The organism is Azomonas macrocytogenes, assembly GCF_014191985.1.
Lineage (GTDB): Bacteria > Pseudomonadota > Gammaproteobacteria > Pseudomonadales > Pseudomonadaceae > Azomonas > Azomonas macrocytogenes.
On the sequence record NZ_JACHXI010000006.1, the window covers coordinates 145197 to 163450 of the forward strand.

Below are 18254 nucleotides of genomic sequence, written 5' to 3' on the forward strand. Positions count from 1 at the left end.
CCTGCTGCAATCGGCCTGATCCGCACGCTGACGAGCCGTGCGAATGCAGAAACGGGAGGTGTTTGCCTGCCAGCTCCCGTGTCCTGCAGGCGTATTGCCGAAGCTCAGGTACTTTCCCGCAAGACCAGCTCGAAGCCCATGTCCTGTACCGGCTCGGCAATTGTTTTGCCGGCGATCAAATCGAGCAGTTGCTCGGCTGCACGCCGGCCGATTATCTCACGTGGCGTGCGGATGCTGCTGAGCCTGGGCACCATGAAGGCCGAGCTGGGCAGGTCGTTGAAACCGAGTACGGCCACCTGTTCGGGAACCTTCACACCGTGTCGTGCCGCCTCGAGCAAGGCCCCCTGGGCCAGGTCGTCGTTACAGAAGAAAATACCATCGATTTGCGGTTGCGCGGCCAGCAACTGGGCGAACAGCTCGCTGCCCAGGCCGACGGAGGAAGGGCGTGGGGTCAATATTTCGAAAGCCGGGTCGTAACGGCCGGCCTGCTGCAAGGTGCGCCGGAAGCCATCGCCGCGCAGCAAGGTGCGCTGGTCGAGCTGAGCGGCAACGAAGGCGATCCGCTGGCGTCCACGGGAAAGCAGATGCCTGGCCGCCGCCGCCCCGGCATTCACTTGCGAAAAACCCACGCAATGCAGTCCGGACCCGGAGTCCAGATCCATCATGTAGACGCATGGCAGACCACTCGCCTCGATCATCCGGCGCGAGCTTTCCGTGCGCTCGAAGCCAGTGAGCAGCAGCCCGCGTGGCTGATAGGCGAGATAGTTGCGCAGCAGGTCTTCCTCTTCCTCGCGGGAATAGTGGAAGTTGCCGATCACCACTTCCAGCCCCTTTGGCCGCAGTACGCTATGGATGGCTTCCAAAGTATCGATGAATAGCTGGTTGGCCAGTGATGGCACCAGTACCAGAACCGACTGGCTGTGGGCCGAAGCCAGGGCCCTGGCGGCCGGGTTGGCAATATAGCCCAGCTCGCGGGCGGCTTCCTCTACCTTGCGTACCAGTTCCTCGGCAACCGTGGCGACGCCGCGCAGTGCCCGCGAGGCAGTAATGGGACTGACCCCGGCCCGGTGTGCCACTTCATTGAGCGTTGGCCGGCCTTTCGTACGTGAGCGTCTGTCGTTTTTGTTGTATGCCATGAGGGGTCTTACTTGAAAATTGTTATATGTAAAGAATACGCTGGAGGCCGCTATTCATTGTTGCCAAATAAAAAACCCGACCATAGGATAGCGCTGTCTTTGCGAACGATCATTGTCTTGCTCCAAGATAAATATCGTTTGCCATGATTATTAGCCCTGGTTGCAACCAGAATAACGACAATAGATCAATGATAGTCTGCCCGGTTTTGCAGGCAGTGCTATCCAGGCTATCCCGAGGTGACTCATGGCTTCACCTATCAATGCGCTCGTGATCATGGGCGTTGCCGGTTGCGGAAAATCCAGTGTCGCCCAGGCCATTTGCCGACTCAGTGGCGCCACTGCTATCGAAGGCGATGCCTTTCACCCTCCGCAGAACATCGACAAGATGAGCGCTGGCATTCCTCTTACCGACGAAGACCGCAGCGGCTGGCTGGCGCGCCTGGGCGACGAGTTGCGCGCCACTCTCGCTGCTGGCCAGAGGCCAGTGCTATCCTGCTCGGCGCTCAAGCTCAGTTATCGTGACATACTGCGCAGCGCCGTTCCCGGACTCGGCTTCGTCTTCCTCCAGCTGCCTCCCGACGTGGCGGCCCGGCGGGTTGCCGAACGGCCTGACCATTTCATGCCAGCCAGCATGATCGACAGCCAGTTCAAGACGCTGGAGCCACCGTTCGGCGAACCCCTCACGCTGGTGCTGGACGCCAGTTCCCAGGACATCGAGGAACTGGCGACGGCCGCCAACGACTGGTGGGTGCAGCCTTCCCTACACTGAATCATTGGCTAATCTATGCAGACAGCGCTACCTCAGCCGTTCGTTCTTAACCGTCCTGCTCCATAACAAAGACAATTCAGGAGGCCCCCATGCTGGGTATGTCCCACGATGCGTTTCTGCTTGCCAGCGCTGTGATCACTGTCGTCGGCCTGATTCTGCTGATCACCCGCTTCAAGCTGCATCCATTCATCTCGCTGACCGTTGCTGCCCTATTCCTCGGACTGGTCTCGGGCATGCCGGTGGAAAAGGTCGTCAAATCCTTTCAGGGCGGCTTCGGTAGTGTGCTCGGCTTCGTCGGGGTGATCCTCGCGCTGGGCACCATGCTCGGCAAGATGATGGCCGAATCCGGCGGTGCCGACCAGATTGCCCATACCCTGATCCAGGCCTTCGGCCGGGCGCGTGTGCAGTGGGCGATGATGTTCGCTGCCTTTCTCGTTGGCCTGCCGCTGTTCTTTGAGATCGGCTTCGTACTGCTGGTGCCCTTGGTCTTCATCGTCGCCCGGCGCACCGGTGTCTCACTAATCAAGCTCGGCATCCCGCTGCTCGCCGGCTTGTCCGCTGTGCATGGGTTGGTACCGCCGCACCCTGGCCCGCTACTGGCTATCGGCGTGTTCGGTGCGGACATCGGCAAGACCATCCTCTATGGCCTGATCGTCGCCCTGCCCAGCGCCATCATCGCCGGCCCCCTGTATGGCTCTTTTATTGCCCGCTACATTCCCGGCAAGCTGCCGGAGGAGCTGGCCGAACAGCTGGCCCACGAACCGGAAACCAGCAACCTGCCCAGCTTCGGTGTCACCCTGGCAACCGTACTGTTGCCGGTCTTTTTGATGCTGCTGAAGACCTTCGCCGATCTGATTTTCTCTGAAGGGCACGTCATCCGGGTCTGGATGGATCTGCTCGGTGATCCCATCAGCGCACTGTTGCTGGCCCTGCTGCTATCGTTGTACACCTTTGGCTATGCTCGTGGCTTTTCCGCGAAGCAGGTCTACAAACTGGTCGAGGAAAGTCTGGCTCCGACTGCCGCTATCATTCTGATCATCGGCGCCGGCGGCGGCTTCAAGCAGATGTTGGTGGCCAGCGGGGTGGGCGATGTGATCGGGCACATGGCCGTTGGCGCGCAGGTTTCGCCGATCCTGCTGGCCTGGCTGGTCGCGGCGGTGATTCGTATCGCCACCGGTTCGGCCACGGTTGCTACCATCACTGGAGCGGGAATCGTGGCGCCGGTGGTTGGGCTGATCCCGGGAGTCAACCGGGAGTTGCTGGTGCTGGCGACCGGTGCCGGTTCGGTGGTGCTCTCGCACGTCAACGATGCCGGTTTCTGGCTGATCAAGCAGTACTTCAACATGAGCGTCAGCGAGACCTTCAAGACCTGGAGCATGATGGAAACCATTCTGTCAGTGGTCGCCCTGGGGTTCATCCTGCTGCTGTCGCTGGTGGTGTAAGCCTGCGCTGGTGCTGTGCAATGCCCAAGCCCGGAAAATCAGCCGGATCGGGATAATGGTGGCAGGCATGGCGAATTTATCGTCATGCCTGGGTCTGGTGGAGCGGTTGCTTGATAGGCTGATCTGGCCAACCAGGTTCGTCACTATTCTGGTTTCCCGGTTGCTATGCCTGCCCGATATCGCCTGGCGCTATCAGGCAAGGCATCGGCGGTATCGGGTTGCTCAGGCAAAGGCCAGGTCTTCAGTGCTGCCAAGCCGTCTCGTTTTTCTGCTCGTAATCGCGGAACGCTTTCGATAGCCCCACAAGCACTTCTGCCGAAGTCTCGAACATGGCCTGAAGCTGCGGTTCATCGACTTTATCAATGTCGGAACGAAGATGATCGATCATCTCCTGGAAGCGCTGCTGCATGTTCTGGGTGTGATGGAGAGGATTTCTGTCTTGCTGGAGTTGAGTTTCCATAACGCTACTCCTGGTAAATATCGCCCGTGTTTTTCATGGGGCGCGATAGGAACGACAGCGCCGGTTCCCACTCGGAAATGGCGAAGGAGAGCCGTTGGCGCTACTTCATGCATGCATGAACGCATGCCCCTCGCTGGTTCGAACCGGGACTCTGTACATGGTTCTGCGCGAAAAATCCGTTCGGACGATCGGTCTGGACCGGCTTTTTGTCTGTCGGTGAAAAAGCTGCCTCAGCTCTTGAGTATGGTACGGGCAAGAGAAGAAGAGGCTGGATGCTTCCAGCCTCCAGTTTTCGGTCAGACCGGCTTCGGCAAGGGCGCATCCTCGGCGATCAGCTTCTGCTGCTTGAGTTCGCTCCAGAAATCGGCGGGGATCGCGACGCTCATCGAGGCGACGTTGGCGCGCGCTTGCTCCGGCGTGCGCGCACCGGGGATGACGGCAGATACGACATCGGGTGCGGCAGCGAATTGCAGGGCCGCAGTGCGGATATCGATGCCGTGCGCCTGGGCGATGGCCGCGACCTGCTCGCGCTTGGCGGGTGCCCAGTCCGGGATGGTGCCGCGGTACAAGTAGCGGTCGCGTCCCGCCAGGTAACCGGCCAGCAACGGTGAGCCGACCACCACTGAAATATCGCGTTCGGCCAGTTTCGGGAAGGTGTCGCGCAGGGTCTTTTCGTGATCCAGCAACGAGTACTGGCAGGCCAGCAGGAAGATATCCGGGTCGGCCTCGGCAACGCAGCGTAGCGCCGGTTCGGCATCGTTGACGCCCATGCCCCATGCCTTGATCAAGCCCTCCTCGCGCATCTTGGTCAGTTCCGGCATCGCGCCCTTGACGGCCTGCGCGAAGTATTCGGTCCAGCGCTCGCCCAGGTCGCCATTGCTGGGCGCCAGGTCGTGGATGAAGACGATGTCGATCTGCGAGACACCCAGGCGTTGCAGGCTGTCTTCCACTGAACGGCGTACGCCGGCAGCACTGTAGTCATAGCGATAATCGAACGGTGAGGGGTTGTGCCACATCGTCTTCGGCAGCTTGTGAGTGGCGGTCAACAGGCGCCCTACCTTGGTGGACAGCACGTAGTCGTCGGCTTTGCGAGTATGCAGAAAGTGCCCGAAACGGCGCTCGCTGAGCCCCAGACCATACCAGGGCGAGGTATCGAAATAGCGGACACCGGCCGCATAGGCCGCCGCCAGCGTCGCCTGGCTTTGCTCATCCGTGCTTTCGGCGAACGCGTTGCCGATGGCCACACCGCCCAGGCCCAGGCGCGTCATGGGACGAAAGCGCTTGCCAGCCTTGTTCACCGGCAGCGGCCGGCCGGTGGTTTCGCCAAGCGTCGGCATCAGCGTGGCAGGTGGCATGTTTAAGCCGGCGCGTTGCGCGGGGACAGTCAAGGTATCAGGCTGCGTGGCTTGCGCCAGCAATGGCGCGGCGGCGAAAGTGGCGGCACCGGCGGCGGCCACGGTAAGAAATTGACGACGGGTATTCATTGAGTCCTCTTCTGGTCATGTGTATCAATCGGAATCTAGCGGCCGAAGCGTTCCGGGCTTGGCGCAACCTGGATTCAGTCCTTTCGTTCGCTTTGGCCAGAGCCCTGAGCGTGTGGCCGGAAAGTCATGGATAGATAGAACACGATACCTGGCAGACGTTGCCTTTGCGGGTACCCGAATCGACCACCTATGATTCATAGCACATCGCATGATCCGATTTGCTTGCTGGAGGTAGCATTTCCTGTCGCGGTTGAGCTGAGTCGTGGTGAAGATTTTCTTGTCTTTATTGCCATGGACCGGCTGTGGTCCACCGTTCATTTCCAATCCATGCTATCTGCCGGCCGCTGAATAGCGGCAGGGCGAGCTTCGGGAGGCGCTTTATGTTCGCTGCGAAGAACGTGGCTCTGGTCGTCGGAGCCAGCGGCATCATCGGCAATGCACTGGTTGAGACCTTGAAAGCCAGTCCCGACTGGCATATACGCGCGGTACGACGCACCTTCGTAGCGGAAATCGAGACCATCGACCTCGATCTTGCCGATGCCATGCAGACCCGGCAGGCACTGGAAGTCGCTGGCGACACGACGCATGTGTTCTACGCCGCTTTGTGTCCGGACAGCAATCTGGCCAAGGAAGCCGAGATCAACGGCGCCATGCTGCGCAATCTGCTTGATGGCTTGAAAGCGGCAGGCGCGCCCTTGCAGCGAGTGGTGCACTATCAGGGAGCCAAGGTCTATGGCGTGCATCTGGGGCCGGTCGGCGCGCCCTTCTACGAGGATGAAGCGCCGCGCCATCTGGCGCCCAACTTCTATTTCGATCAGGAAGACTTGCTGCGTGAACGCGCCGGGTTGGGTGAGTTCGACTGGGCCATCCTGCGCCCCGATGTGGTGGTGGGCGACATTGCCGGGAATCCAATGAATATCGCCATGGTGATCGGCGCCTTTGCCGCACTGAGCCGGCGAGCCGGTGTGCCGCTACGTTTTCCCGGTTCGGTGCGTACTTACCGGGACGTGTTTGCCCAGGTCACCGATGCCCATTGGCTGGCCCGCGCCAGTCTCTGGGCGGCACAGGCACCAGCCGCACGCAATCAGGCGTTCAATCTGGTTGGTGAGTCGTTCCGCTGGGAGCGCCTCTGGCACAAGGTAGGGGTGGCACTGAGTATCGAGGTCGCCGAGCCGCAACCGTTTTCCCTGGCCCGATTGATGCCGGAGCAGGCCGGTGCATGGCGGCAACTCGCCGAACAGCACGGTTTGCAGCCTATGCCTTACGAGAAACTGGTGGGCTGGGCGTTCGGTGATTTCGTCTTCAACACCGAGTTCGACATGGTCTCGGACATGGGCAAGATCCGCCGTGCAGGTTTCACTGAAGCCGTCAGCAGCGAGGATTGCCTGATCGGTGCCATCCAGCGATTGGCCGAGCAAGGCTATCTGCCAAAATCCCCGGAAACCCTGTTCGATATTCGCAGCGTGCCCTGAACGGCGACCGCCTGCTGAGGGTCAGTCCTTGTCTACCCAGCCTTGCAGCGTTTTTTGCAGCACCGTGACACTATCGGCCAGCGTACCGCTGTTGTCATGGCGCAGCAGGTCGGTGTGGCTGTCAAGTCCGTCGGGACGACGGATCAGGCGTTGTTCGATCTCCGCCGTGCTTTCCCGTCCACGGGCCAGCAGGCGCTGGCGGATCACCTGCGGTTCGGCTACTACCAGCAAGGGCAGCAAACGCGCACCGAAGCGCTGGCGGGCTGCCGGCAGGTGCAGGCGGCTGCCATTGACGATGACCAGTTCAGCCTGCGCCAACCAGTCTTCGGTTTCATGGCCGATGCCATAACTGAGCCCATGGGCCTGCCAGTCCAGGCAGAACAGCCCGGCCTTGCGCCGCCAGTCGAACTCGGCTTCGCTGAGGGTTATACAGTTTTCGCTGGCCGTGCTGGCCCGGGTGATATAGCGGTGTGCCACTGGCCAGTCCGGCTGCAACTCGCGCAGGGCGGCCAGCAGGCTGTCCTTGCCGACGCCACTGGCGCCCATCAGATAGACCAGACGGCCCATGACAACTCTTCCTCGGTCGACGATATCGCCACCGATGCGGGGCGACGATCTGGAGAGAGTATGCCAGCCCGGTGCTCGCCAGGCGTCGTTTGCAGGTACAAGATCGAGGAATTCTTGCCGGATCGGCTCCTCTATTGGGCAGCTTACCGGGTTGGTCGGTATTGCAGGGCTTCGGCCAGGTGTCGACGTTCGATATTCGCAGCCTGTTCTAGATCTGCCAGGGTGCGCGAGACTTTGAGCAGCCGGTGGGCCGCACGCAGGGATAATCCGAGTCGCTCGCACGCTTGCTCCAGCCAGGGTTGATCGGTGGCGGAGAGCACACAATGCTGGCGCAAACCGCTCAGATCGAGAAAGGCATTGGCGCAGCCCTGACGCTGTTGCTGACGTTGGCGGGCCTGGGCAACGTGTGCCGCGACCCTGGCGCTGTTTTCACCTGCTGTAGGCGTTGCGCCGAGGGCGGTCGCCTCGCGGGCTACGGTCAGATGCAGGTCGATGCGGTCGAGCAGCGGACCGGAGAGCTTGGCCCGGTAGCGCTGGATCTGCTCGGGCGTGCAGCGGCAACGGCCAGCGGGATCGCCGAGGTAGCCGCAAGGGCAGGGATTCATGGCGGCAACCAGTTGGAAGCGTGCCGGAAAGCGTACCCGGTCACGAGCCCGAGCGATGACAATCTCGCCACTTTCCAGCGGTTCACGCAGGACTTCCAGGACCTTGCGGTCGAATTCGGGCAATTCGTCAAGAAACAGTACGCCCTGGTGCGCCAGGGTGATTTCGCCGGGGCGCGGCTTGCTGCCACCGCCGACCAGCGCCGGGCCGGATGCGCTGTGATGCGGTTGGCGAAAAGGGCGTTGCGGCCAATGGTGCAAGGGCCCCTGGCTGGCAATGGAGTGGATCGAGGCCACTTCCAGGGCTTCCTGTTCGTCCAGCGGCGGCAACAGTCCCGGCAAGCGGCTGGCGAGCAGCGTCTTACCGGTGCCTGGGGGGCCGCTCAACAGCAGGTTGTGAGCCCCGGCTGCAGCGATCAGCAAAGCGCGTTTGGCGGCTGCCTGACCCTGGACATCGGCCAGGTCGGGGTATGGCAGCGTCTGGCGCAGCAAGCCTTGTGCCTGATAGGGAAGGAGTGGCGTCTGGCCGCTGAAGTGCGCGGCGACTTCCAGCAAGTGATCGGCGGCGAAGACCTCAAGACCGGATGCCAGGCTGGCCTCTTCGGCATTGGCGCGTGGCACCAGCAGGGAGCGGCCGGCTGCGCGAGCGGCGAGGGCGGCTGGCAGCACGCCTTGTACCGGTCGCAGGGCACCGGAGAGTGCCAGTTCTCCCAGGCATTCGAGTCGTTCGAGCGTCTGGGCCGGTATCTGGCCGCTGGCGGCGAGGATGCCGAGGGCGATAGCCAGGTCGAAACGGCCGCCCTCCTTGGGCAGATCCGCCGGGGCGAGGCTGAGGGTGATGCGGCGGGCAGGAAAATCGAAACCACAGGTCAGGATGGCGCTGCGCACGCGGTCCTTGCTTTCCTTGACGGCGGTTTCCGGCAGGCCGACCAGCGCCAGTGAAGGCAGGCCGTTGGCCAGATGCGCTTCGACCGTTACGGCAGGTGCTTCGACACCGACCTGGGCACGGCTGTGGACCAGGGCCAGGGACATTCGATCACTCCTTGATCGGGTCGCCGTTGCCGCTTATTCGGCAGCGGGCGGGGCGGTTTGCTTTTCCAGTTCGGCCACTTTGGCTTCCAGTGCTTCCAGGCGAGCGCGGGTATGGGCCAGGACGGCCATCTGGCTGTCGAATTCCTCGCGGCTCACGACATCGAGCCGACTCAACGCACCTTGGACCAGGGCCTTGAACTGAGCTTCGAATTCCCCGCGCGACAGAGGGTTTTCGCCATTGAACAGGCGCGAGGCCTGGGAGCTGATGGCATCGATGAAGGCTTTGGGCGGCAGCATGAAGAGTTCCTGTATCTGGCTCCCGGGCAGTCTAACACTGGCAGTCGTGCTGCGCATGCCATCAGGCGGGTGCCGGCAATAGCGATACCTTTGCGCATGTCCGGTTCATTTTCAGTGCAAAGCAGTGCAATATCTGCCAGCCTGAAACGTCAGGTGGACAGGTCCGCGGCTGGGCTGGTCCTGCATGATAGAAGAATCTGGCGCTTTTTTTGCGTGTACCCTTGCTGTTCAAGGTGCAAAAGCGGAACTGCGGGCTGTGCCTTCGCGGTCATACAAAGAGTGGGTGAGGTCGTCGGATCGAAGACCTTGCTTTAGAGCCAGACACTGCAATTTGGATCTGAACCGGATGTTGCGTGTTCCGGAGTAGACCGTTCAACGGGAGAGTTCCTCATGAAGCTAGTCACTGCCATTATCAAGCCGTTCAAACTGGACGACGTGCGCGAGTCCCTGTCGGACATCGGCGTGCAGGGTATTACCGTCACCGAAGTGAAAGGTTTCGGTCGGCAGAAAGGCCACACTGAACTGTATCGCGGCGCCGAATACGTAGTCGACTTCCTGCCGAAAGTGAAGATCGAGGTAGCGATTGCCGACGATCAGCTGGATCGGGTCATCGAATCCATTAGCAAGGCCGCCAACACCGGCAAGATCGGCGATGGCAAGATCTTCGTCGTCAACTTGGAACAAGCCATTCGTATCCGCACCGGCGAGGCCGGCACCGATGCCATTTAACGGGTGATCCGTTTTACCCCAGGAGAGAAACAACTATGAGACTGCGGAAGATCGCAGGACAGGGAGCTCTTTTATCTTTATTGCTGCCAGGTCTGGCGATGGCCCAGGAAGCCGCGCCGGATTCGGGAGATACGGCCTGGATGCTTACCGCTACCGCGCTGGTGCTGTTCATGACGATTCCGGGCCTGGCGCTGTTCTATGGCGGCATGGTCCGTTCAAAGAATATCCTTTCGGTCATGATGCAATGCTTCCTCAGCACCGGCCTGATCAGCATCCTCTGGATGGTCTATGGCTACAGTCTGGCGTTCGATACCGAAGGTAGCCTGCATACCTTTGTCGGTGGCCTGGGCAGGGTTTTCCTCAGCGGCCTCGATACCGAAAGCTTGACCGGGACCATACCGGAAAGCGTCTTCATCACCTTCCAGATGACCTTCGCCATCATCACTCCGGCGCTGATCGTCGGTGCCTTTGCCGAGCGCATGAAGTTTTCCGCGACGCTGTTGTTCATGGGGATCTGGTTCACCCTGGTCTATGCGCCCATCGCGCATATGGTCTGGGGTGGCGATGGCACGCTGATGTGGGATTGGGGCGTGCTTGATTTCGCCGGCGGCACCGTGGTGCATATCAATGCCGGGATCGCTGGCCTGGTGACCTGCCTGGTACTGGGGCCGCGCAAAGGCTATGGGGAGGTCGCCATGACGCCGCATAACCTGGGCTATACCCTGATCGGCGCGGCCATGCTCTGGGTCGGCTGGTTCGGCTTCAACGCCGGCTCCGCCGCGGCGGCCAACGGCACTGCCGGCATGGCCATGCTGGTCACGCAAATCGCCACTGCCGCCGCAGCGCTGGGCTGGATGGCGGTCGAGTGGAAAATCCATGGCAAGGCGAGTGCCCTGGGCATCGCGTCCGGCGTGGTGGCCGGTCTGGTCGCCATTACCCCGGCTGCCGGTACTGTCGGCCCGGTGGGAGCCTTGGTCATCGGTCTGGCTTCCGGGGTGACCTGCTTTTTCTGCGCCACCAGCCTGAAGCGCCGCCTTGGCTATGATGATTCCCTGGATGCCTTTGGCGTGCATGGTGTCGGCGGTATCGTGGGAGCGATCCTGACCGGCCTGTTCGCGGCGCCGTCCATGGGGGGCTTCGGTGAGGTGGAGAATATCGGCCTGCAGCTCTGGATCCAGTTCAAGGGGGTGCTCTTTACCGTGGTCTATACCGCCGTCGTTACTTTCGTGATCCTCAAGGTGATCGATCTTGTCGTCGGTTTGCGCGTCACTGAAGATCAGGAAGAAGAAGGCCTGGATATTTCGCAGCATAACGAACGTGGTTACAGTCTTTGACAGCCGCATCTTTGGACAAGACCTGCCAGGAAGCTTCCAGCCGGTAGTGTCGATTCCATAATACGAAGGGCGCCTTTTGGCGCCCTTTGTTTTTCCGGCATGCGCGCTAAAATGCGCCGACACGACGACTGGGCCAGGACAAGTCGCCGGCAGGTGCCAAGCCAGGTGCTCGCGAAAAATATCCACACGTCCGATTCCCGTATTCACTACTGCCTGGCCGCAGGAGATAGCGTCATGTGGCAACAACGCTCAATCATTTTGCAAGAACGCCCGCGTGGCTTTCATCTAATCACCGATGAGCTGCTCGATGCTTTGCCGGAACTGTCGCTTTGCAAGGTGGGTCTGTTGAACCTGCTGCTGCAGCATACCTCGGCATCGCTGACGCTCAACGAGAATGCCGATCCGGCGGTCCGGCGCGATTTCAGGCGCTTCTTCAACCGCCTGGTGCCGCAGGACCAGGCCGGTTACGAGCATGACTATGAAGGGCCGGACGACTTACCTGCGCACTTCAAGGCCAGCCTGCTGGGGTGCCAACTGACCCTGCCGGTACAGGATGGCGCCCTTGCCCTCGGTATCTGGCAGGGTATCTATCTCGGCGAGCACCGGGATCAGGGCGGCCCGAGACGGTTGATCGCCACGCTGCAAGGCGAACAGTAAAGCTATTTTTGGCACTGCCGATGGCGGTGCTGCGATGACCAACCTGCGTTCAATGCCATTGGGGTGGAACATGAGCGACGAAGAACTGGAACAAGACGATCTGGAAATACACGATGAGGAGACTGGCGAAGAGCTGTCTGCGGTAGAAGGAGACGATGCCGGCGAGGAAGAGCAGGCTTCCGAAGCCTCCGAGCGTCCAGCCAAGAAAGCCAAGCTCAGCGAGCCTGAAGAACTGCCGAGCGTGGAAGCCAAGCAGCGCGAGCGCGATGAGCTGGCTCGTGCCATGGAGGCATTCCTGGCTCAAGGCGGCAGGGTGCAGGAAATCGAACCCAATGTGGTTTCCGATCCACCGAAGAAGCCGGACAGCAAGTACGGTAGCCGTCCGATCTGAACGGGCGTTTCAGCAGCCGTGGCGGCTGGGCGAAAGTCGATCATCGTCCAGCCGCCAGCCTTTAAATCAGTCCGCCCAGCTTTCGATCAGCCCCGGTATTTCTGTCAGGCTGCGTATCTCCGCGTCCGGCCGATTGTCGCCTTGCCAGGATAGGGCTCCGGGATTGAACCAGACGGCGCGAACGCCGGCGCTCTGCGCTCCGCCGATATCGTCAATCGGATTATCGCCAATATGCACGGCCTGCCTGGCCGAGAAACCGCTCCGGCGTAGTGCTTCCTGGAACGGATGTGGATCGGGCTTGCCGATACCCAGCTCTTCGGCGCAAAGGATGAAGTGAAAATAGTCGGCCAGGCCCAGGCGCCGTACGTCGGCGTTGCCGTTGGTCAGCACCGCGAGGGTATAACGATTGGCCAAGGTTTCCAGGGTCGGTTGAACCTCGGGAAACACCTCGATCAGATGGCGGGCGGCCAGGAAGACCTGGAAAGCCTGCTCCGACAGCTCGGTCGCCTCGGCAATGGGATAGCCAGCTGCTTCCAGCGCATGGCAGAGAATACGCCGGCGCAATTCGCTGACCCGATGCTTGAGTCGCGGATCGTGCTCCACCAGTTGCCGCCGGATCGTGGCCAACGCTTCGCTGGAAAACTCGCCCAGGCGGGGCGTGTTCGCAGCCAGCCAATTGCGCAGCTCCGTTTCCGCTTTGGCGATCACCGGGGCGGTGTTCCAGAAGGTGTCGTCGAGGTCGAATGTGATCAATCGAATGCTCATTCGTTCTCTCGCTTGCGTTTCGCGCGCGGATGCGCCTGGTCGTAGATCTTGGCCAGATGCTGAAAATCCAGATGGGTGTAAATCTGCGTCGTGCCGATATCGGCATGGCCGAGCAGTTCCTGCACGGCGCGCAGGTCTTGGGAGGACTCCAGCAGATGGCTGGCGAAGCTGTGGCGCAGCATGTGCGGGTGCAGGTGCTGGCCCAGCTCCGTGACGCCGGCCTGGCGTACCCGCAACTGAATCGCCCGTGGGGTCAGACGCTTGCCCTGACGGCTGATGAAGATCGCGCTGTCGGCAGGATTGGCCTGCCGGCGTAGCGGTAACCAGAGCGTCAGCGCGTCCTTGGCCTTGCGTCCGACCGGTAGCACGCGCGCTTTGCCGCCTTTGCCCTGGACCTGGACGAGCCCTTCGGCAAGATCGAGCTGCTGCAGATCCAGTCCGACCAGCTCGGACAGGCGCAGCCCCGAGGAGTAGAACAGCTCCAGCATGGCCTGGTCGCGGCGGGCGATGAAGTCATCTTCCACGGCGCCGTCGAGTAATTGCATGGCGCGGTCGGTGTCCAGCAAGCGCGGCAGTCGCCGTTCGCCCTTGGGTGGAGAAAGGCCGGCAGCCGGGTCGTGCTGGCAATGGCCTTCGCGGATCAGGTAATCGTAGAAGCCACGCACAGCGGAAAGCAGTCGCGCCAGGCTGCGGCTGGACAGCCCTTTGGCATGCAATCTGGCGATCAGTTGGCGCAGCTGCGCCTGGTTCAGGCTTGCCCAGCCTTCCAGTTGCAGCGTACGGCAATGGGCAAACAATTTGCCAAGGTCGCGCCGGTAGCCATCCAGGGTATGTGCCGATACCTGGCGCTCGTAGCGCAGGTGGTCGAGATAGGCATCCAGGGCGGCTTGCATGGGGCTTCCTCGGTTTTTCCAGGCGTAACGGCCTATTTGATCGGGCGCAGCGACTGGCCGGCATGGGCCAAGACTCGCGCCAGCGCTTCGGCGATATAACCGATGAACAGGGTTCCCAGCGAACTCTTGTAGTGCTGTGGATCAGGACTGCCGATGGCCAGGATGCCGTGCGTGCCGATTGTCGAGACGGCTGCCGAGCCGATCTGCCGGGCGTCTTCGCCGAACAGGAAGTCCAGTTCATACGGGCGCAGCATGCCGCAAATGCTCTTGCTCTCGACCAGCAGATCCCCGATCGCTTTTTGCGCTTCGGCCAGGGGGGTACTGCGGCCTACCGGCAATGGCGTCTCGTTGAACAGAATCAGGCTGACGTAAGGCACCTGGAACTGATAACGCAGGCTGTCATCGAGCGCTCCGACGATTTCCTCCAGGTTACCTGCATCGAGCAGATCCAGGACCAGGCGGCGGGTCTTGTCGAACAGGCGGTCATTTTCCCGCGCCACTTCCATGATTTGCGCCAGGCGCTGGGCCAACTCGTCGTTGCGCTTGCGCAGGATGTCGAGCTGCCGCTCCACCAGCGAGATGGCGCCAGCCGGCTTGTGCGGCACCTGGATTCGCGCCAGCAGTTCGTCGCGGTCGATGAAGAACGTCGGGTTCTCCTTGAGATAGGCCGCCACACGTTCGGCATCCAGAGTCTGCTCCGTACCGGAGCAAACCTTTCCCGACCGCTTTCTGGGCGAGGGTGGATTGCTCTTTTCTTTGCTCATAGGCGTACCTGTCCTTCGAAAACGCGTACGGCGGGGCCGGTCATCATGACTGATTGCGCCGCGCCTGCCCATTCGATGGAAAGAGTGCCTCCGGGCAGTTCGATCCGTACCGGTGAATCCATCCAGCCCTGGCGAATCGCTGCAACCGCTGCCGCACAGGCACCCGTACCGCAGGCCTGGGTCTCGCCGGCGCCGCGCTCCCAGACCCGTAGACGTGCGTATTGACGGTCGATCACTTGCAGAAAACCGACGTTGACCCGCTGTGGAAAGCGTGGATGGTGCTCGATCTTCGGTCCCCATTCGGTGACCGGCGCCAGGCTCAGATCCGCGACCCGCAGCACAGCGTGTGGATTGCCCATGGAAAGGGCCGCCAACTCGACAGTCTGGCCCTCCACTTCGAGCGGATAGCTCAGCGCCTGCGTGTCGGCGAGGAACGGAATGTTGTCCGGTTCGAGCCGTGGTGGCCCCATCGCCACCCGTACCTGGCCATCCTGGCGGATATCCAGTTCGATGATGCCGCCCTTGGTCTCGACCCGGATCTGGCGTTTGGTGGTCAGGCGCTTGTCCAGCACGAAACGGGCGAAGCAGCGCGCGCCGTTACCGCATTGTTCTACTTCCGAACCGTCGGAGTTGAAGATCCGGTAGCGGAAGTCCACGTCAGGCATCTGCGGTGGTTCGACGAGTAGCAACTGGTCGAAGCCGATACCGGTGTGCCGGTCGCCCCACTGCCTGGCATGCTTGGGCTGGATATGCGCATGCTGGCTGACCAGATCGATGACCATGAAGTCATTGCCCAGCCCGTGCATTTTGGTGAAACGCAGCAGCATGGCTTACTCCGGCAGCAGGCTTTCGCCAGCGTACAACTCCGCGAGGGTTTCGCGGCGGCGCACTTCGAAAGCCTGTGCCCCATCTACCAGCACTTCGGCAGCGCGACCACGGGTGTTGTAATTGGAACTCATGACGAAGCCATAGGCACCTGCCGAGCACACTGCCAGCAAATCGCCTTCGGCCAGCGCCAACTCGCGGTCCTTGGCGAGAAAATCGCCGGTTTCGCAGATGGGTCCGACAACATCGTAGTGCTGCGCCGCTTGCTGGCGCGGTTGCACGGGTACCAGCCCCATCCAGGCTTGATACAGCGAAGGGCGAGCCATGTCGTTCATTGCGGCGTCGACGATGGCGAAGTTTTTGTGAGCAGTGTGCTTGAGGTACTCCACCCGGGTCAGCAGCACGCCGGCGTTGGCCACGATGGAACGGCCCGGTTCGAACACCAGGGCCAGCGGGCGATCCCCGAGGCGCTGGCGCACGGCCCGGATATAGTCGCCGGGCGAGGGTGGTTGTTCGTCCCGGTAGCGCACGCCGAGACCGCCGCCCAGGTCCAGGTGGCGGATATGGATGCCCTGTGCAGCGAGACGGTCGACCAGCGCCAGCAGACGGTCGAGCGCATCGAGAAACGGTGCCAGGTTGGTCAGTTGCGAGCCGATATGGCAATCGACCCCGATCACTTGCAGGTTCGGCAGCTCGGCGGCGCGCCGGTAGGCCGCTTCGGCCTGGTCGATGGCGATACCGAATTTGTTTTCCTTGAGGCCCGTGGAAATGTACGGATGAGTCAAGGCGTCCACGTCGGGATTGACCCGCAGCGAAACCGGTGCGATCAGGCCCAGCCTGGCAGCCACCTGCTGCAGGCGCTCCAGTTCGTCGGTGGATTCGACGTTGAAGCAATGCACGCCGACCTCCAGGGCGCGGCGCATATCGTCACGGCTCTTGCCTACGCCGGAAAAGACTATCTTGTCCGGCTCGCCACCGGCGGCCAGTACCCGCTCCAGTTCACCACGCGAGACGATATCGAAACCCGCACCCAGACGCGCCAGCACATTCAGCACGCCAAGATTGGAGTTGGCCTTGACCGCGAAGCAGACCAGGTGCGGCATACCGGCCAGCGCAGCAGCGTAGGCCTGATACTGTGCCTGGATCTGCGCACGGGAATAGACGTAGGTGGGCGTGCCGAAACGTTCGGCGATGGCAGACAATGCCACATCTTCCGCGAACAGTTGGCCATCGCGGTAGCAGAAGGCTTCCATGAATTGTTTACCTAGAATTCGAAGCGGTCTTTGTGGCGCTCTTTGGCGGTTTCACTTCCCGGCAGGTACAGTGGGCCTTTCTGGCCGCAGCCAACCATGCTGCCAGCCGTTATCACCAGGGCGAGTAAGAGAAGCAATGGACGCTTCATGGCTCGAAAATCCTTGAAAAATCGAATGATCGGAGTATACCGGGCACCCGGCAGATTGCCTACGAGCCCCTGTGCTGGTCGCGACCGGTTGTCCTGTGTCCGCGCCGTTGCCTGGCGCGCATCCCGCCCATCCAACTGTGTAGGAATGTTTCCATGAGCATGAGCGAAGCCCGCTTTCACGATCTTGTCGATGCTGCCCAGCAGGCGCTCGAAGATATCTTCGACGACAGTTCTCTGGATGTCGATCTGGAAAACAGCGCAGGTGTACTGACGGTGCGCTTCGACAATGGCAGTCAACTGATCCTCAGTCGCCAGCCGGCGCTGCGCCAGTTGTGGGTTGCCGCGCGTTGCGGCGGTTTTCACTTCGATTACGACGAAGCCATCGAGCGCTGGATCTGCGACAGCGACGACGAAGCCCTGGGTGAATTACTGGCCCGGGCGACGCTGGAGCAGAGCGGTGAAGAACTGGATTTCGATCCACTCTGAGTAGACGGGAGCACGGCTTGCCGGTTCCGGATCGATCAAGTAGTGGCAGTGAACCACCGAGCGCCCGCGCTCGAGAGTGGCCGCTGCCAGGCTAGATCTGCCGTCGCCGCCGGAAGCGGTGTACCGCGAAGGCCAGCAGCGCGATCCAGGCCGCAATCACCAGCAGCCAGATTTCCAGCCGGGGATGTCCTGCGAAGATCCGGTGCAGGACATCGCCCACCCAATACCCCAATACGACCACCGTCACTGCCCAGAGCACCGTTCCCAGCATGTTGAGCAGCAGGAAGCGGCGTACCGGTATGCCGCTCGAACCGATGATGATCGGCCCGATGATCCGGAATCCATAGGCGAATCGCAGGCCGATGATCCACAGCCGTTCGTGCCGCAGGATCAGGCTGCGGGCCCGTTCGATGCGTTCCCGGTGCTTGCTGAAGCGCCTGATGATGGCATCGCCATAACGGCGTCCGACGAAATAGAGACCGATATCGCTGAGTGCCCCACCCAACGCCGTTGCGACGATGGTGAACAGCAGATTCAGATAACCATGCCGGGCCGCGATCCCGGCCAGCACGGCGATGCCGTCACCCTCGATGGCGGTCCCGATCAGGACTGCCAAGTAGCCGTACTGATCGATCCATTCGTTTGCGCTAGTCATGCGTTACGTCCGATGGTTGCGGAACATCATTATCCCGCAGGTTGTGCGGATCGAGTCTTCCAGAGGCCGTAGGATTTGCACACCAGGATTAT

General features: G+C 61.3%; 21 protein-coding genes. 8 read left to right on the forward strand and 13 right to left on the reverse strand.

Features of this window, described 5'->3' with window-relative positions:
• Positions 1-104 precede the first annotated feature (104 nt).
• Positions 105-1136: an HTH-type transcriptional regulator GntR gene (gene gntR / locus FHR87_RS08280; protein ID WP_183166240.1), complete on the reverse strand. Its 1032-nt coding sequence runs from the start codon at positions 1134-1136 to the stop codon at positions 105-107.
• 244 nt (positions 1137-1380) lie between these two features.
• Here gntR and FHR87_RS08285 point away from each other — a divergent pair, with 244 nt between their 5' ends.
• Together FHR87_RS08285 and FHR87_RS08290 are read left to right on the forward strand one after the other, a co-directional pair.
• Positions 1381-1905: a gluconokinase gene (locus FHR87_RS08285; protein ID WP_183166241.1), complete on the forward strand. Its 525-nt coding sequence runs from the start codon at positions 1381-1383 to the stop codon at positions 1903-1905.
• Between the two features lie 89 nt (positions 1906-1994).
• Positions 1995-3347 (forward strand): GntP family permease, encoded by a 1353-nt coding sequence (locus FHR87_RS08290; protein WP_183166242.1) that lies wholly within the window; start codon positions 1995-1997, stop codon positions 3345-3347.
• Positions 3348-3588: 241 nt separating this feature from the next.
• On the opposite strand, the gene FHR87_RS08295 is transcribed toward FHR87_RS08290, so the two are convergent.
• The gene (locus FHR87_RS08295) at positions 3589-3807 is read right to left on the reverse strand and encodes a hypothetical protein (RefSeq protein WP_183166243.1); all 219 of its coding nucleotides are present in this window, start codon (positions 3805-3807) and stop codon (positions 3589-3591) included.
• 296 nt (positions 3808-4103) lie between these two features.
• On the reverse strand, positions 4104-5075 hold the full coding sequence (locus tag FHR87_RS08300) for an aldo/keto reductase (RefSeq protein WP_221189782.1): 972 nt from the start codon (positions 5073-5075) through the stop codon (positions 4104-4106).
• 596 nt (positions 5076-5671) lie between these two features.
• Here FHR87_RS08300 and FHR87_RS08305 point away from each other — a divergent pair.
• Positions 5672-6763, forward strand: coding sequence for an SDR family oxidoreductase (locus tag FHR87_RS08305; RefSeq protein ID WP_183166245.1), 1092 nt, complete (start codon positions 5672-5674; stop codon positions 6761-6763).
• A gap of 21 nt (positions 6764-6784) precedes the next feature.
• On the opposite strand, the gene phnN is transcribed toward FHR87_RS08305, so the two are convergent.
• The 3 genes from phnN to FHR87_RS08320 form a co-directional block, all read right to left on the reverse strand.
• Positions 6785-7330, reverse strand: coding sequence for a ribose 1,5-bisphosphokinase (gene phnN, locus FHR87_RS08310; protein ID WP_183166246.1), 546 nt, complete (start codon positions 7328-7330; stop codon positions 6785-6787).
• Positions 7331-7473: 143 nt separating this feature from the next.
• On the reverse strand, positions 7474-8964 hold the full coding sequence (locus FHR87_RS08315; protein ID WP_183166247.1) for a YifB family Mg chelatase-like AAA ATPase: 1491 nt from the start codon (positions 8962-8964) through the stop codon (positions 7474-7476).
• Positions 8965-8997: 33 nt separating this feature from the next.
• Positions 8998-9261, reverse strand: coding sequence for an accessory factor UbiK family protein (locus FHR87_RS08320; protein WP_183166248.1), 264 nt, complete (start codon positions 9259-9261; stop codon positions 8998-9000).
• A gap of 390 nt (positions 9262-9651) precedes the next feature.
• On the opposite strand from FHR87_RS08320, the gene glnK reads away from it, so the two are divergent.
• The 4 genes from glnK (at position 9652) to sutA (ending at position 12372) form a co-directional block, all read left to right on the forward strand.
• Positions 9652-9990, forward strand: a complete 339-nt coding sequence (glnK, locus tag FHR87_RS08325) for a P-II family nitrogen regulator (protein ID WP_183166249.1) — start codon at positions 9652-9654, stop codon at positions 9988-9990.
• A gap of 35 nt (positions 9991-10025) precedes the next feature.
• Positions 10026-11324: an ammonium transporter gene (locus FHR87_RS08330; RefSeq protein ID WP_183166250.1), complete on the forward strand. Its 1299-nt coding sequence runs from the start codon at positions 10026-10028 to the stop codon at positions 11322-11324.
• 234 nt (positions 11325-11558) lie between these two features.
• A complete protein-coding gene (locus FHR87_RS08335; RefSeq protein ID WP_183166251.1) occupies positions 11559-11981 on the forward strand; it encodes a secondary thiamine-phosphate synthase enzyme YjbQ in 423 nt (140 codons plus the stop codon).
• A 70-nt stretch (positions 11982-12051) separates the two neighbouring features.
• Positions 12052-12372, forward strand: a complete 321-nt coding sequence (gene sutA / locus FHR87_RS08340) for a transcriptional regulator SutA (protein ID WP_183166320.1) — start codon at positions 12052-12054, stop codon at positions 12370-12372.
• Between the two features lie 66 nt (positions 12373-12438).
• Here sutA and FHR87_RS08345 read toward each other — a convergent pair whose 3' ends face one another.
• The 6 genes from FHR87_RS08345 to lptM are packed head-to-tail and all read right to left on the reverse strand — an operon-like array spanning position 12439 to position 17021.
• Positions 12439-13137 carry an HAD family hydrolase gene (locus tag FHR87_RS08345; RefSeq protein WP_183166252.1) on the reverse strand — a complete coding sequence of 233 codons (699 nt, stop codon included), beginning with the start codon at positions 13135-13137 and terminating at the stop codon, positions 12439-12441.
• Entirely contained in the window at positions 13134-14030 is an 897-nt protein-coding gene (gene xerC, locus FHR87_RS08350; protein WP_183166253.1) for a tyrosine recombinase XerC, read from the reverse strand. The genes FHR87_RS08345 and xerC overlap by 4 nt, the downstream gene beginning before the upstream one ends.
• 32 nt (positions 14031-14062) lie before the next feature.
• Positions 14063-14794, reverse strand: a complete 732-nt coding sequence (locus FHR87_RS08355) for a DUF484 family protein (RefSeq protein WP_183166254.1) — start codon at positions 14792-14794, stop codon at positions 14063-14065.
• Positions 14791-15621, reverse strand: coding sequence for a diaminopimelate epimerase (gene dapF / locus FHR87_RS08360; protein ID WP_183166255.1), 831 nt, complete (start codon positions 15619-15621; stop codon positions 14791-14793). Before dapF ends, FHR87_RS08355 begins: the two co-directional genes overlap by 4 nt.
• A gap of 3 nt (positions 15622-15624) precedes the next feature.
• Positions 15625-16872: a diaminopimelate decarboxylase gene (gene lysA, locus FHR87_RS08365; RefSeq protein WP_183166256.1), complete on the reverse strand. Its 1248-nt coding sequence runs from the start codon at positions 16870-16872 to the stop codon at positions 15625-15627.
• A gap of 11 nt (positions 16873-16883) precedes the next feature.
• Entirely contained in the window at positions 16884-17021 is a 138-nt protein-coding gene (lptM, locus tag FHR87_RS08370) for an LPS translocon maturation chaperone LptM (protein ID WP_183166257.1), read from the reverse strand.
• Between the two features lie 153 nt (positions 17022-17174).
• Here lptM and cyaY point away from each other — a divergent pair, with 153 nt between their 5' ends.
• On the forward strand, positions 17175-17507 hold the full coding sequence (cyaY, locus tag FHR87_RS08375; protein WP_183166258.1) for an iron donor protein CyaY: 333 nt from the start codon (positions 17175-17177) through the stop codon (positions 17505-17507).
• 91 nt (positions 17508-17598) lie between these two features.
• Here cyaY and FHR87_RS08380 read toward each other — a convergent pair whose 3' ends face one another.
• Positions 17599-18162, reverse strand: a complete 564-nt coding sequence (locus FHR87_RS08380; RefSeq protein ID WP_183166259.1) for a DedA family protein — start codon at positions 18160-18162, stop codon at positions 17599-17601.
• Between the last annotated feature and the right edge of the window lie 92 nt (positions 18163-18254).